This is a genomic window from Streptomyces avermitilis MA-4680 = NBRC 14893, from assembly GCF_000009765.2.
Taxonomy (GTDB): domain Bacteria; phylum Actinomycetota; class Actinomycetes; order Streptomycetales; family Streptomycetaceae; genus Streptomyces; species Streptomyces avermitilis.
Map to the genome: position 1 here is coordinate 6,970,688 of NC_003155.5, position 14,342 is coordinate 6,985,029.

Annotated in this window: 12 protein-coding genes and 1 pseudogene; 3 read left to right on the top strand and 10 right to left on the bottom strand. The window is 69.9% G+C overall.

What is annotated here, in order from left to right; genetic code table 11:
- Nucleotides 1-155 precede the first annotated feature (155 nt).
- The 7 genes from SAVERM_RS29735 to SAVERM_RS29765 all read right to left on the bottom strand — a co-directional run bounded on the left by SAVERM_RS29735 (nucleotide 156) and on the right by SAVERM_RS29765 (nucleotide 8,673).
- The gene (locus SAVERM_RS29735) at nucleotides 156-1,307 is read right to left on the bottom strand and encodes an aldose epimerase family protein (protein WP_010987168.1); all 1,152 of its coding nucleotides are present in this window, start codon (nucleotides 1,305-1,307) and stop codon (nucleotides 156-158) included.
- A gap of 56 nt (nucleotides 1,308-1,363) precedes the next feature.
- Nucleotides 1,364-2,608 carry a multiple monosaccharide ABC transporter permease gene (mmsB, locus tag SAVERM_RS29740; protein WP_010987169.1) on the bottom strand — a complete coding sequence of 415 codons (1,245 nt, stop codon included), beginning with the start codon at nucleotides 2,606-2,608 and terminating at the stop codon, nucleotides 1,364-1,366.
- Nucleotides 2,609-2,613: 5 nt separating this feature from the next.
- A complete protein-coding gene (mmsA, locus tag SAVERM_RS29745) occupies nucleotides 2,614-4,155 on the bottom strand; it encodes a multiple monosaccharide ABC transporter ATP-binding protein (protein ID WP_010987170.1) in 1,542 nt (513 codons plus the stop codon).
- Between the two features lie 43 nt (nucleotides 4,156-4,198).
- Nucleotides 4,199-5,311 carry a multiple monosaccharide ABC transporter substrate-binding protein gene (chvE, locus tag SAVERM_RS29750; RefSeq protein ID WP_010987171.1) on the bottom strand — a complete coding sequence of 371 codons (1,113 nt, stop codon included), beginning with the start codon at nucleotides 5,309-5,311 and terminating at the stop codon, nucleotides 4,199-4,201.
- Between the two features lie 142 nt (nucleotides 5,312-5,453).
- A complete protein-coding gene (locus SAVERM_RS29755; protein ID WP_010987172.1) occupies nucleotides 5,454-6,422 on the bottom strand; it encodes a hypothetical protein in 969 nt (322 codons plus the stop codon).
- A gap of 92 nt (nucleotides 6,423-6,514) precedes the next feature.
- Nucleotides 6,515-7,519: a zinc-dependent alcohol dehydrogenase gene (locus tag SAVERM_RS29760; RefSeq protein WP_010987173.1), complete on the bottom strand. Its 1,005-nt coding sequence runs from the start codon at nucleotides 7,517-7,519 to the stop codon at nucleotides 6,515-6,517.
- Nucleotides 7,516-8,673: a mandelate racemase/muconate lactonizing enzyme family protein gene (locus SAVERM_RS29765; RefSeq protein WP_010987174.1), complete on the bottom strand. Its 1,158-nt coding sequence runs from the start codon at nucleotides 8,671-8,673 to the stop codon at nucleotides 7,516-7,518. The genes SAVERM_RS29760 and SAVERM_RS29765 overlap by 4 nt, the downstream gene beginning before the upstream one ends.
- Nucleotides 8,674-8,962: 289 nt before the next feature.
- On the opposite strand from SAVERM_RS29765, the gene SAVERM_RS43130 reads away from it, so the two are divergent.
- Complete coding sequence (locus tag SAVERM_RS43130; RefSeq protein WP_010987175.1) at nucleotides 8,963-9,706, top strand: SCO2400 family protein; 744 nt, start codon at nucleotides 8,963-8,965, stop codon at nucleotides 9,704-9,706.
- A 219-nt stretch (nucleotides 9,707-9,925) separates the two neighbouring features.
- Here the strand turns inward: SAVERM_RS43130 and SAVERM_RS29775 are convergent, their stop codons facing one another.
- Nucleotides 9,926-10,729, bottom strand: coding sequence for a hypothetical protein (locus SAVERM_RS29775; RefSeq protein ID WP_010987176.1), 804 nt, complete (start codon nucleotides 10,727-10,729; stop codon nucleotides 9,926-9,928).
- A gap of 64 nt (nucleotides 10,730-10,793) precedes the next feature.
- Nucleotides 10,794-11,225 carry a MarR family winged helix-turn-helix transcriptional regulator gene (locus tag SAVERM_RS29780; protein ID WP_010987177.1) on the bottom strand — a complete coding sequence of 144 codons (432 nt, stop codon included), beginning with the start codon at nucleotides 11,223-11,225 and terminating at the stop codon, nucleotides 10,794-10,796.
- Between the two features lie 150 nt (nucleotides 11,226-11,375).
- Here SAVERM_RS29780 and SAVERM_RS29785 point away from each other — a divergent pair, with 150 nt between their 5' ends.
- Nucleotides 11,376-12,398 carry an NADP-dependent oxidoreductase gene (locus SAVERM_RS29785; RefSeq protein WP_010987178.1) on the top strand — a complete coding sequence of 341 codons (1,023 nt, stop codon included), beginning with the start codon at nucleotides 11,376-11,378 and terminating at the stop codon, nucleotides 12,396-12,398.
- Between the two features lie 155 nt (nucleotides 12,399-12,553).
- Here SAVERM_RS29785 and SAVERM_RS40540 read toward each other — a convergent pair.
- Nucleotides 12,554-13,142: pseudogene (locus tag SAVERM_RS40540) on the bottom strand (serine hydrolase domain-containing protein); the annotation flags it as partial.
- A 281-nt stretch (nucleotides 13,143-13,423) separates the two neighbouring features.
- Between SAVERM_RS40540 and SAVERM_RS29800 the strand changes: the two are divergent.
- Entirely contained in the window at nucleotides 13,424-14,287 is an 864-nt protein-coding gene (locus tag SAVERM_RS29800) for a hypothetical protein (protein WP_037645529.1), read from the top strand.
- Nucleotides 14,288-14,342: the final 55 nt, after the last annotated feature.

A 14,342-nucleotide genomic window follows, 5' to 3' on the forward strand; every position in this document is an offset into this window, starting at 1 on the left:
GGACGGGCCCTCCGTCTTTGGGTGGCCCGTGCGGGGGAGCACGGGCCACCCACTCATACGGATACGGAGGTGGCGCTGTTCAACTGGTGTGAATGAAGTGTGACTTCGGGAACCCCGAAGCCCCGCGGCGCGTCAGGCGTCGAACCCGCGGCGCGTCAGGCGTCGAACGAGTGCACCGTCGAGCTGCGGTAGGTCTCGCCCGGCCGCAGCACCGTCGACGGGAACGCCGGCTGGTTCGGCGAGTTGGGGAAGTGCTGGGTCTCCAGGCACAGCGCGTCGCCCTGGCGGTAGATGTGCCCGCCGGGGCCGACCAGTGTGCCGTCCAGGAAGTTGCCGGAGTAGAACTGAAGGCCCGGCTCGGTCGTCGCGATCCTCAGCGTGCGGCCCGAGGACGGGTCCCGGAGCGTCGCGACGTGCGCGGGCTTCGCCGTGATCCCCTTGTCGAGGACCCAGTTGTGGTCGATGCCCTTGCCGTACAGGAGCTGCTGGTTCGCCTCTCGGATGTCCTCGCCGACGGTCTTCGTACGGCGGAAGTCGAAGGGGGTGCCCGCGACCTTGGCCAGCTCACCGGTGGGGATCAGGCCCGAGTCGACGGGGGTGTAGCGGGCGGCGGCGATCTTCAGTTCGTGGTCGTAGATCGAGCCGCTGCCCTCGCCCGCCAGGTTCCAGTAGACATGGCTGGTGAGGTTGACGACGGTGGCCTTGTCGGTGGTGGCCTCGTAGTCGATGCGCCAGTCGCCGTGCCTGGTCAGCGTGTAGGTGACCTTCGCCTTGAGCGTGCCCGGGTAGCCCATCTCGCCGTCGACGCTCGTGTAGTACAGGTGCAGGCCCACGTCCGAACCGGAGGTGAAGCCCTCGATGTCCCAGGGGCGCTTGTCGAAGCCCTTGGCGCCGCCGTGCAGGCTGTTGACCCCGTCGTTGACGGACAGCTGGTAGGACTTGCCGTCGAGGTCGAACCGGCCCTTGGCTATACGGTTTCCGTACCGGCCGATGAGCGCGCCGAAGTACGGGGTCTTCGCGACGTAGTCCTCGATGGTGGCGAAGCCCAGCGACACGTTCTTGTAGCGGCCGTGCCGGTCCGGGATCTCCAGGGACTGGACGATGCCGCCGTACGACAGGACCTTCAGCCGGGTGCCGCCGTTCTCCAGCGACCAGCGGTAGATCTTCGTCCCGTCGGCGAGCTTGCCGAAGAGCTCCTTCACCGGCCTTCCGCTTCCCGGGGCGGCCTGTGCCGTCCCGCCGAGCGTGGTCGCCGCGATGCCCGCGGCCGCGGTGCCCGCGATGAGTGTGCGTCTGTTCAGTTCCATGTGCGGCTCCTGTACAAGGAAGGGCCCCGCCGGTGACCGGCGGGGCCCGAGCTGACTTACGAACCGACCTTGCGCTTGTTCCACACGTCGAAGCCGACCGCCGCGAGCAGCACGAGGCCCTTGATGACCCCCTGCCAGTCGGTGCCGACGCCGACGAGGTTCATGCCGTTGTTGAGCACACCGAGGACCAGGCCGCCGATGATGGCGCCGAGGATGGTGCCCACGCCGCCGCTCATCGAGGCACCGCCGATGAACGACGCGGCGATGGCCTCGAGTTCGAAGTTGACGCCGGCCTTCGGCGAGGCTCCGTTGAACCGCGCCGCGAAGACCAGGCCCGCGAGCGCGGCCATCATCCCCATGTTGAGGAAGACGAGGAAGGTGACCTTCTTGTCCCTGACGCCCGACAGCCTGGCCGCCGGCAGGTTGCCGCCGATCGCGTACACGTGGCGACCGACCACCACGTTGCGCATGACGTAGCCGAAGCCGACCAGGAGCACCGCCAGGACCAGCAGGACGACCGGCGCGCCCTTGTAGCTGCCGAGCTCCATGGTGAGGGCGATGATCGCCGCGGTCAGCAGGGCGAGCTTCACCGCGAACAGGTTGGCGGGCAGCACCTCGAGGGAGTACTCCGCCTGCCGCTTGCGGTCCTTCATCTCACGCCAGATCACGAAGCCGACCAGTGCGAGACCGAGCAGCAGCGTGAGGTTGTGGTAGTTGGTCTTCGGGCCGACCTCGGGCAGGAAGCCGTTGGCGACCTTCTGAAGGCCCTCCGGGAACGGGCCGAGCGTCTGGCCCTTGAGGAAGACCTCGGTCAGACCGCGGAAGATCAGCATGCCGGCGAGCGTCACGATGAACGACGGCATGCCCAGATAGGCGATCATGAACCCCTGCGCGGCCCCCGCGGCCGCTCCCACGGCCAGGCACAGCAGCACCGCGAGCGGCCAGGGCACGTCGTGGTTGACCATCAGCACCGCGGCCACACCGCCCACGAAGGCGGTGATCGAGCCGACCGACAGGTCGATGTGGCCCGCGATGATGACGATCATCATGCCGATCGCGAGGATCAGGATGTAGCTGTTCTGCAGCACGAGGTTGGACACGTTGCGCGGCAGGAGCAGGTCGCCACCCGTCCACACCGCGAACAGGGCCACGATCACCCCGAGGGCGATCAGCATGCCGTACTGGCGCATGTTGCTGCGCATGCCGTCGACCAGCAGCCGGAGCAGGCCGGGACCGGATCCGGAGGGACTTCCCCCGGGTGACGCTTCGGCCGGTGTCTTGGCCGTGACATTGGCACTCATGGGTACTACCTCTTGTCCTTGGTCATGTGGCGCATCAGCACTTCCTGCGTCGCTTCGGAACGCGGAACCTCACCGGTGAGCCGCCCGGCTGCCATGGTGTAGATGCGGTCGCACATGCCGAGCAGTTCGGGGAGTTCGGAGGAGATGAAGACGACCGCCTTGCCCTCGGCGGCCAGCTGGTCGATGACCGTGTAGATCTCGTACTTGGCGCCCACGTCGATCCCGCGGGTCGGCTCGTCCAGGATCAGCACATCGGGACCCGCGAAGATCCACTTGCTGAGGACGACCTTCTGCTGGTTGCCGCCCGACAGCCGGCCGACCGGCTCGAAGACGGTGGGTGCCTTGATGTTCATGGACTTCCGGAAGCCCTCGGCGACCTTGCGTTCCTCGTGGTCGTCGACGACACCCCGTTTGGCGACCTTGCCCAGCGCGCTGAGCGAGATGTTGCGGCCGATGGTGTCCATGAGGTTGAGCCCGTAGTGCTTGCGGTCCTCGGTGACGTACGCGATGCCGTGGGCGACCGCCTCGGGGACGGTCTTCGTACGGATCTCCTTGCCGTCCTTGAGGACGGTGCCCTGCGCGTACCGGCCGTAGGTGCGCCCGAAGACGCTCATCGCGAGCTCGGTGCGGCCCGCGCCCATCAGACCCGCGATGCCGACGATCTCCCCGCGCCGCACGGAGAGTGACACATCATCGACCACCTTGCGCTGCTGGTCGATCGGGTGGTGCACGGTCCAGTTGCGGATCTCCAGGGCCGGTGCCGCGTCCGCTTCCGGCTGGTGCGGGGTGCGCTCCGGGAAGCGGTGGTCGAGGTCACGGCCGACCATGCCGTTGATGATCCGCTCCTCGGTGGTCTCCGGGGCCTTCACATCGAGGGTCTCGATGGTCCGGCCGTCCCGGAGGATCGTCACCGAGTCGGCGACCCGCTCGATCTCGTTGAGCTTGTGGGAGATGATGATCGAGGTGATGCCCTGGTTCTTCAACTCCAGGATGAGATCGATGAGTTTGCCGCTGTCCTCGTCGTTGAGCGCCGCGGTCGGCTCGTCGAGGATCAGCAGCTTCACCTCCTTCGCCAGGGCCTTCGCGATCTCGACGAGCTGCTGCTTGCCCACGCCGATGTCGGCGACACGGGTCTGCGGGTGATCGTCGAGACCGACCCGGCGCATCAGCCGGCTCGCGTGCTTCAGCGTGTCGTTCCAGCTGATGACCCCGCGCGCGGCGTGTTCGTTGCCGAGGAAGATGTTCTCCGCGATGGAGAGGTACGGCACCAGCGCCAGCTCCTGGTGGATGATCACAATGCCGTGCTGCTCGCTCGCCCGGATGTCCTTGAAGCGGCAGGTCTCCCCCTCGAAGAGGACCTCGCCCTCGTAACTCCCGTGCGGGTGAACGCCGGAGAGCACCTTCATCAGGGTGGACTTGCCGGCGCCGTTCTCCCCGCAGATGGCGTGGACCTCGCCCGGACGGACGGTCAGGGTGACGTCCGAGAGCGCCTTGACGCCGGGAAAGGTCTTGACGATCGAGCGCATTTCCAGGACGGGTCCCGCCATGGTCGTGCCTTCCAATCCTTGAGAAACCTTGAGAAACGGGCGGTTACTGGACGTCGCTCGCCTTCAGGTATCCCGAGTCGATGAGCTCCTGCTTGTAGTTGCTCTTGTCGACGCTCACCGGCTGAAGCAGGTACGCCGGGACGACCTTGTCGCCGTTGTCGTACGACTTGGTGTCGTTGATCTCCGGCTTCTTGTCGTTGAGCGCGGAGTCGACCATGTTCGTGGCGACCTCGGCGAGCTTGCGGATGTCCTTGTAGACGGTCTGCGTCTGCTCACCCGCGATGATCGACTTCACCGAGGCGACCTCGGCGTCCTGGCCGGTGACGACCGGCAGCGGCTTGGACTTCGAGCCGTAGTCGTCGGACTTGAGCGCCGACAGGATGCCGATGGAGATGCCGTCGTAGGGCGAGAGCACCGCGTCGACCCGGGCCTTCGAGTACGTCGAGGTCAGCAGGTCGTCCATGCGCTTCTGCGCGGTGCCGCCGTCCCAGCGCAGGGTGGTGACCTGGTTCAGCGCGCTCTGGCCGGACTTGACGACCAGCTTCTTGTCGTCGAGGTACGGCTTGAAGACCTTCATCGCGCCGTTGAAGAAGTACTTGGTGTTGTTGTCGTCGTTCGAGCCCGCGAACAGCTCGATGTTGAACGGGCCCTTCTTGGAGCCGTCCTTCAGACCGAGCTTGTCGACGATGTACGTGGCCTGGAGCTCGCCGACCTTCTCGTTGTCGAAGGAGGCGTAGTAGTCGACGTTCTTGGTGCCGAGGATCAGGCGGTCGTAGGAGATCACCGGGATCTTCGCGTCGGCCGCCTGCTGGAGCACGTTGTCCAGGGACTTGTTGTCGATGGCCGCGATGATCAGGGCCGAGACACCCTGGGTGATCATGTTCTCGATCTGCGAGACCTGGGTGTCGGGGTCGTCCTCGCCGTACACCAGCTTCGTCTTGTAGCCGGCCGCCTTCAGGTCCTTCTCCACGTTGGCGCCGTCGGCGATCCATCGTTCCGAGGACTTGGTGGGCATGGCGATACCCACCGTGGAGCCCTTGGCGCTCTTCTTCTCGTCCTTGCTGCCGCCCTCGCTGTTCTGCCCGCAGGCGGACAGCGTGAGGGCGAGGGAGGCGGCGGAGGCTATGACGGCGAGGGCGGCTCTGCGATTGCGCATGATCATCTTCCTTGATGTGTGGGCGCGGCTCGGTCTCGCGGTGCGGGCACGCTCCGAAGAGTGGGGCGAGGAAAGACCGAGAACAGGTGTGTGGGATTGTGCGCGGCTGTGTCGTCTTTTGTGAAGAGGGTTTGTTCGAACGTTATGAGGAGGTGTCGAACCGTCTGAGCGTGCCGGGCAGCCGCGAACCGAGCGGCGCCATGTCGCCGTCCGCTCCGTGCCGCGCGAGCAGGTCCAGGGCGAGCCGGCCGCGCCGCACTCTCTCCCGGGCGGTGTTCAGGGTCAGGTCCCGCAGGTGGTGCCCGTACGGGTAGATCCCGGGCGCCTTGGACAGGCCGAACTTCAGGTAGAGCGGTGCGCCGCGCCGGATCAACTCGGCGACCTCGTACATCCGCACATAGCCGCCGAGATCGTCGGGGGCCTCGATGTACATGTCCATGGGGGCGGCGGAAACCCGCCGGATCTCCGTGAGGTGAGCGAGCGTCAGATCGCTCGGTACGTTGACGGAGTCGGCGCCGAGGTTCTCGTACACGGCGTACGCGGCCGGGTTGACGGGACCGATCAGCGCCGAGACCTTGAGGGTCGTGTCGGCCGGGATGATGCCCGCGACGCGCGCCCGGTGCAGGGTCCACAGCACGCCCTCGTCGGCGACGAGCAGGCACTTGACGCCCAACTCGGTGGCGCGGACGGCGTCTTCGACACAGCCGGCCACCGCGTCGTGGCCCCGGGCGCGCAGTCCGCCGCCGCGCGAGTCGCTGCGGGTGGAGCCGCCGATGTCCCAGGTGCCGCGCGGGCCCGTGAACAGACAGAGTTCGATGTCGCGTGCGGCGGTGGCCTCGACCATCTCGGTGATCTCGGCGTCGGTCAGCATCCAGATGCCGCTGCCCTGGCTGATCCGGTGGATCGGCACATCGAGCCGCGAGGACTCCTTGAGGACCACGGCGAGCGCTTCGGGGCCCTCGACGGAGGGCACCTCGGTGCGCCAGCGGCCGCCCCCCGGGAAGGTGTGCGGCGAGGCGTCGGCGGGGGAGAGGGCGGGCGCGCCCAGGCCGAGCGCGGCGAGTGCCTGCTCACCGGGTCGACGGGGCGCCGTAGGGGAAGCGTCGGTCACAGCTGTCCTTCGCGTTCGAGATGTCGGACGTGGTTCGTTTCGGTGGGTGTACGCCGGTACGGAGCGTCAGGAACTCCGTACCGGCGTACCGCTCAGGGGCGGAGAAGGACTTTTCCGACCTCCGGGTCGCCGGAGCCCACCAGCTCGATGGCCCGGGGGAACTCGACGAGCGGCAGTTCGTGCGTGACCAGCGGCAGCGGGTCGAGGAGCCCTGCCCCGAACACCCGGACCGTGTGCGCCCAGGCGTCCGGCGGCGCCCCGAACACGGTGTGCACCTCCAGCTGCCGTACGACGAGATCGGTGGGGTCGAGCCCTTCGGCGCCCGGCGCCGGGATGCCCGTCAGGACCAGGCGTCCGCCGCGCCTGAGCAGGGAGGCGGCGGTGCGCGCGGCGGACGCGGACCCGGCGGTCTCGATCACGACGTCGAAGTCGGCGGGCAGCTCCTGGTCCTTCGTACGGAAGCCGGTGGCGCCGAAGTCCCGGGAGAGCTTCTCGCGGTCCGGGCGGGTGCCCACCACCAGCAGTTCGGCGGGGGAGCCCGCCCTGAGGAACTGCACCGCGAACATCCCGAGCGTGCCCGTGCCGACCACCGCGACCCGCTCGCCGGGCCGGGCGTTCGCCTTGAGGGCGGCCGCCGCGACGCAGGCCGCGGGCTCCAGGAGCGCGGCGGCGGTCAGGTCGGCGTCGTCCGGCAGGACGTGCAGCAGCCGCGCCGGCAGGGTCAGGGTGGCGGCCATCGCGCCCGGCTGGGTGAAGCCCGTCTCCTCGTACCCGGCGGTGCACAGCGTGGTCTCGCCCGCGTGGCAGCGGTCGCAGACCTGGCAGTTGCGGAAGCCCTCGCCGACCACCTTGCGGCCGACCAGGGTCCCCGGCACCCCGGCACCCACCGCCTCGACCGTGCCGGACCACTCGTGGCCGGGGGTGAGCGGGTAACGGACGTACCCCTCGGGCCGGTTGCCCTGGTAGACCTCGCGGTCGCTGCCGCAGATGCCGGACGCGTGGACACGGACCAGGGCCTCGCCGGCGGCCGGGGCCGTCGGCTCGTGCGCGACGATCCGGTACTCGCCCGGCGCCTCGATGACGACCGCGCCGCTCACTTGCTCCCCTTCGGCTTGCGCTGCTCCCAGCCGTCCGCCCACAGGTCGAACCGGGCCTGCTGCTGGGGGAACTCGGCAGCCGCGTCGGTGTCCAGCTCGACGCCGAGGCCGGGCGCGTCGGAGAGGTGGAAGTAGCCGTCGACGACCTGCGGCGCGCCCTTCACCACCTTCTTGATCTCCGCGTCCGCGAAGTCGTTGAAGTGCTCCAGGATCTTGAAGTTCGGGGAGGTGAAGCCGACCTGGAGACTCGCGGCCGTCAGTACCGGGCCGCCGACGTTGTGCGGCGCCACGAGGACGTAGTGGGCCTCGGCGGTCGCGGCCAGCTTGCGGGTCTCCCAGATGCCGCCGATGTGGCCGACGTCGGGCTGGATGATGTCCACCGACTGGCTCTCGAACAGCTCGCGGAACTCGATCCGGTCGTGGATGCGCTCGCCGGTGGCCACCGGGATGTCGACCTTCGCGGCCACCTTCTCCAGCGCCTTCAGGTTCTCCGGCGGCACCGGCTCCTCCAGCCAGGCCGGCTTGAAGGGCGCGAGTTCGCGGGCGAGGCGGACGGCGGTGGCGGGGGAGAAGCGGCCGTGCATCTCCAGCATCAGCTCGGCGTCCGGGCCGATGGCGTCGCGCACGGCCTCGATGAGGGAGACCGAGTAGAGGGTCGCGTCGTGGTCGAGCTCGAAGTGGCCGGTTCCGAAGGGGTCGATCTTCAGTGCCTTGTAGCCGCGCGCGATCACTTCCTGTGCGGCCTTGTGGTACGCCTCCGGGGTGCGCTCGGTGGTGTACCAGCCGTTGGCGTACGCCTTGACCTTGTCGGTGACCTTGCCGCCGAGCAGCTGCCACACCGGCACCCCGAGGGCCTTGCCCTTGATGTCCCAGCAGGCCATCTCGATCACGGCGATGCCCGACATCACGATCTCGCCGGCCCGGCCGTAGTCGCCGTACTTCATACGCCGTACGAGGTCCTCGACGGCGAAAGGATCGGAGCCGAGAATGTGATTGGCCTCGGCCTCCCGCAGATAGCCGATCAGTGCGTCGGTGTGGCCCAGCATCCGGGTCTCGCCGACACCCGTGATCCCCTCGTCGGTGTGCACCTGGACATAGGTCAGGTTGCGCCACGGCGTTCCGACCACATGTGTGCTGATTCCGGTGATGCGCACGGCAGTTGCCCCTTGTAGCTTCGTCAGTGCTGCTGCTTCGGTCTTCGTCGGCTCTGTTCGATATTTCGTCACACGTTCGAAATGCTGGCGTGACAGTAAGGATTCGGCCCCATGAGTGTCAATGGGTCGAACGGAACGGTGGACGGGGGATTTTGGTGGTATGCCGCTGTCGTCACGCCTGCGACGGTGCGAACTTCGTGCGTGACACGCCGGAACACGCGGTTCCGCACATAATTTTCACAGCCGTGACTAGGAACGTGACCCGTACGGAACTTAGTCTTCCCGCGTCATGGACTACTGCGACCCGTGCCGAAGGCACCTCAACGGCGCCCTCGCCTGCCCGGGGTGCGGCACCCCGATCGAAGAGCTGCGCGCGTACGCGGACGAGGCCGGCGCACGCCCGGACGCCGAGGACGCGGACGCGTCGTCGGCCGAGGGTGCCGCGGCGGACGGGGCGCGGCCCGGCCGGGCCGAGAGCCGGCGGGGGACCAAGGGGCGCGGTGGGCGCGGCGACCGCGGGGCACCACGGGCCGGCCGGCGTGACCGCAAGGCCGCCGCACACCGCAGGCGCCGTCGCACGGCACTGCTCGTCGGTGCGGGGCTGCTGCTGGCCGCGGGCGGTCTGAGCCTCGCCGAACTCGGCATCGAGGCGCCGGGCTCCACTCCCAAGGCCACCGCGGCCGGCGGTGCGACGGCCGACGGGTCGTCCTCCTCCGCGGCGACCACGGCCGAGCCGATCGGCGACACCGCGGGCGGTGACGGCACCTCGGCCTCCGGCTCACCGGACGCCTCCGCCTCCCCCTCGGCCTCCGAGTCCGGCAAGGACAAGAAGTCCGGCAAGGACAAGAAGAAGGACGAGGACGAGCAGTCGGTGGCCACGTCCGCCGCGCCCGGCACGGCGACGTCGGCGCCCGCCGCCACGCCCCCGCCGCAGACGAGCACGGCCCCGTCCGCGAACCCCACACCGGCGGACCCGACCCCGGCCCCGTCGACCTCCAAGCCGTGCAACCGCTTCCTGTGGTGGTGCACGTAGGCCTGTCGGCCTAGGGCGTGTGTCGCCGGACTCCCGGCTGCCCCGCGACGCCACGAGGGCCTGCGCCCGGCACACCGGGAGCACGCTCCCCCGAGTTCTCGGCTGCGCTCGAACAGGGGGCCCCAGAACAGGGGGACCCCCAGAACAGGGGACCCCCATGACGCCGCGGTGCCCGCCGTTCGGGCGGACGACGGGAGTCCGACGACAGGCCCTGGTCGGCTAGTCCGTGGCGACCACGTCCGCGCACGAGTCCTCGCCGGGCAGCAGTGGGCGCAGTGCCATCCGGTAGGTCGCCGTGCCGTCCGTCCACGCGCTCGACGTCGCCGTACGGGCCGCCTCCCGCACCCGCTTCAGATCCGTGCCGCGCAGCAGCAGGCACCGCCCGGCCGAGGTCGGCTCGCCCGCTGTGGAGAGGCGGCCCAGGGGCCAGGTCGCGGCCCCGGGGGAGCGGCCCTTGCCGCTCTCGTTGAAGACGGCGGCCATGACCGAGTAGCGGTAGGTCCCGGACGGCTCGGCGAGGGAGTCGAGCCGCTTGTCCAGGGCGCACAGCTCGCGTTGCCGTGTGCAGTCGCGCAGGGCGGGCGCGACCGTCGTGGTGAGCTTCCCGTCGAGCGTGTACGACCGGACGGGCCCGTCCGCGGGCGGGGCGGGGCCGAGGGGGCCGGAGTGCGGGAGGCCCGCGTCGTGCGCGGCGCCGACCACCGTACGGACCTCGGCGGCGGAGAGGTGGGCCACCCGCAGGCCGGGCAGACCGGACCGCTTCGTTGCGGGCGAGGTGACCAGGGTGCCGTCCTCGTACAGCGAGAAGCGGGGGATGTTGGCCGCGGGGGAGACCGGGACGAGGCCGCCGCCGTCCCGCACCTGGAGGACGAGCCCACCGCTCCCGGACGGTTTCTCGCCGGGTGCGGACGTGCCGGTCGCGGGGGAGGCCGCGGGGGAGGGTGACGACGTGCCGCAGGCCGCGGTCCCCAGGAGGAACGCGGCGGCCAGGACGGCGCCGGACAGACGCAGAGAATTGCTCACGTTCCTGTGACGCCCGAGGTCCCGGTCGCGTTCCGCCTCTCCGGCATGATCCGCCGGACGGGCCCTAAGCCTCCAGCATGCGCAGCAGCAGCGCCCGCAGGGACAGCCGCTCCTCGTGGGACAGTCCCGCCAGCGGCTCGCGCGCGAAGTCCAGCGAGTCCCGCAGCCCGCGGGCGACCCGGTGGCCCTCCGCCGTGCAGGCGGCCAGCTTGACCCGGCGGTCCGCGGGGTCCGGGCGGCGCTCCACGAGCCCCCGCGCCTCCAGCCGGTCCACGATCCCCGTGACGTTCGACGGCTCGCACTTCAGCTTTTCGGCCAGGCGCCGCATGGGTAGCGGCTCCAGGGAGAGAAGGCTGACGAGCCGTGCCTGCGCGCCCGTCAGCGCGTGCTCCGCCGCCGCCTCCTCGAACTCCTCGTGGTAGCGCGCCACGACCGTGCCGATCAGGTCGACGACCTCCAGGGTCAGAGCATCGGGGCGGGTCTTCTGGGTGGCCATGGACTCCAGGCTACCCGCTTACTTGACATAGTGAAATATTCAGGAGCATGGTTGTTTCAGGTACTGAAGTATTAGATCGCTCGCGGGAACCCGCACCAACCCCCGCGGAACCCCCGCAGGAACCGCAGTAACCGCAGGAAAGGCGCCCCCATGACCGTCACGCCCCAGCTCCCCGCCGTCAGCCGCGAATGGCACCTGGCAAGCCGCCCGGTCGGCTGGCCCAAGCCCGAGGACTTCGCCCTGGTCGAGGCGGAGGTCCAGCAGCCGGGTGAGGGCCAGGTCCTCGTGCGGAACAAGTTCGTCTCCGTCGACCCGTACATGCGCGGCAGGATGTCGGCGGCCAAGTCGTACGTCGCCCCCTTCGAGCTGAACCAGCCGATGCAGGGCGGCGCGGTCGGCGAGGTCGTCGTCTCCAACGCCGAGGGGATCGAGGCCGGTGACCACGTCCTGCACTTCCTGGGCTGGCGCGAGTACGCCGTCGTCGACGCCAAGCAGGCCGTCAAGGTCGACCCGGAGGCCGCGCCGCTGAGCGCGTACCTCGGTGTCCTGGGCATGACCGGCCTCACCGCGTACGCGGGCCTGCTGCGCACCGCCTCCTTCAAGGAGGGCGACTCGGTGTTCGTGTCGGGCGCCGCCGGTGCCGTCGGCAGCCAGGTCGGCCAGATCGCCAAGCTGAAGGGCGCCTCGCGCGTCATCGGCTCGGCGGGCTCGGACGACAAGGTCAAGCTGCTGGTCGAGGAGTACGGCTTCGACGCCGCGTTCAACTACAAGAGCGGCCCGGTGAACGAGCAGCTGCGCGAGGCCGCCCCCGACGGCGTCGACGTGTACTTCGACAACGTGGGCGGCGACCACCTCGAAGCCGCCATCGGCCAGCTCAACCGGGACGGCCGGATCGCCGTCTGCGGCATGATCTCCGTCTACAACGACACCGAGCCGGCGCCCGGCCCGAAGAACCTCGCCCGCCTCATCCAGACCCGCGGCCGCATCCAGGGCTTCCTCGTCGGCGACCACTACGACCTCCAGTCGCAGTTCGTCCAGGAGGTCGGCGGCTGGATCCGCTCCGGCGAGCTGAAGTACCGCGAGACGGTCGTCGAGGGCATCGAGAACAACCTGGAGGCGTTCCTCGGGGTCCTGCGCGGCGACAACACCGGCAAGATGATCGTCAAGCTCTGAGGCCCGAAGGCCGCTCTCGTCGTACGGGCGCACCGGGTGCGCCCGTACTCGAAAGGCGACCCGCGGCACCGTTCACCGTGACGCCGGCCTGACGGAGTCGTTGCGTATGACGAAGGCCGCACCCTTGGACGTGGGGTGCGGCCTTCGTACAAGGTGTCCGCGGTCGCCTGGAAGCCCAGCGCGAACGCCTTGTGGTCGCGGGCCACCACGTCGTACCCGACGGAGTGGATCTGCCCGAACACCCCGAGGGTGTCCGGCTTCAGGTGTGCGGGCCCGACGGGAACGCGTCGAACACCGCCTGCTGCTCGGGCGGCGGGTCCATCTGCTGTACGGAGTGGAAACGCGGCTCGTGCTCCTCGGGCAGCCCCAGGAAGAAGTCGAGCCCGTACGGGGCGCGCACCCGCTCCTCGTACATCTCCTGGAGCGTGCGGCCGGTGACCCGCCGCACGACCTCGCCCGTCAGCGCGCCGATCACCAGGGCGTGATAGCCGAAGGCCGTACCCGGCCGCCAGAACGGCCGCTGGCCCGCCATCCGCTCGGCGTCACCCGGTCGTCGGCCAGTTCCCCGGCCGTGAACCCGGTGTCGGCGCCGACGATCCCGGCGCGGTGCGCGAGCAGCTCCCGCAGGGTCACCGCCCCCTTGCCCTCGGCCGCGAACTCCGGCCAGTAGGAGGCGACTTCGCGGTCCAGCTCCAGCGTGCCGTCCTGCACGAGCAGCGCGACGACGAGATGGGCGCCGGCCTTCTCGGCTCTCTCGACCCTCTCGACCCTCTCGACCCTCTCGGCTCTCCTGGCTCTCCTGGCTCTCCTGGCTCTCCTGGTCCTTTTGCGTCATCCGCGCTCCTCGCCGATCCCCGGCTCAGGACACCGCCGGCAACGCCCGTTCACCTGCGCGAATTCCGGGAGTTGCCGACGGGGACGCGCGGATGGCCGGCCGTCCGCGTGCCCGGATGCCCGGTTGGTGCCTCCCCGGCGGGCCGGACGGGGCATGCTGGACGCGGCATCGTGCGAGGCGAGGAGACCCCATGTCCCCGATTCCGTCGCTCCCCAGCAGGGATGACGTGGTGCGCATGGCGCGCAGCACCACGGACATCACCGGCCAACTCCTGGACACCGCAGGGAACATCACGAAAATCGCCATCAACACGTTCGACCCGCGCGACGGGTCGGGGGCCGAGGCGCTGCGCGTGCTGCGGCAGACCACGGCGGAGCTGGCCGAGGCGAGCGCGTCGCCGCAGGCCCAGGAGGCGTTCTACCGGATCGTCGACACCCTGACCCGGCTCGGCACCAGCGGCGCGCCACTGGCCGTCCACCCGGTGAGCGAACCGGCACAGGCGCTGCTCGCCGCCCTCGGCGACACTCTGCTGCCGGTCCTGGACGCGGTGGAGCCGGCGGTGCGGGAGGCCTCGGCGGCGCTGGGCGAACTGGTCGACGCGACCTCCCCGCTGCTGCCCGCGGCGGCGGGCGCGGCCGCGGGGACACTGCTCGCGCTGACCCCGCTGATCCGGGCCGCCGCCGACGTCCTGCGCGACTCCTCGCCCGAACTCCGCCGTGTCGCGGACGCGCTCACGGCGGCCCTGACCCCGCTGCTCCCGCTCCAGGTGGCCCTGGCGGAGCGCGCGGCCGCCGCCGGAGCGGGCGTGGTCCGCGCGGCACTCCCGCCGCTGGCCGACTTGACGGAAGCGGCGGCGACGACCGCGAAGGCCGCGCGCCCGCTGCTGATCGCGGGCGAGGAACGCCTGGTCGCCGGCCTGGAACAGATCCAGCCACTCCTCGTGGCGACGGCCTCGCGCACGGGGAGGGCCGCGCGAGCGGTGGCGGTACGCGTGTCGGCGGCGGTGTCCCCGGCGGCGGACCAGGGCGTGGTGGTGGCGGTCACGCCGGTTTAGCCGCAGCGCGTGGTGGTGGCGGTTACGCCGGTTCAGCCGCTGCGCATGGTGTCAC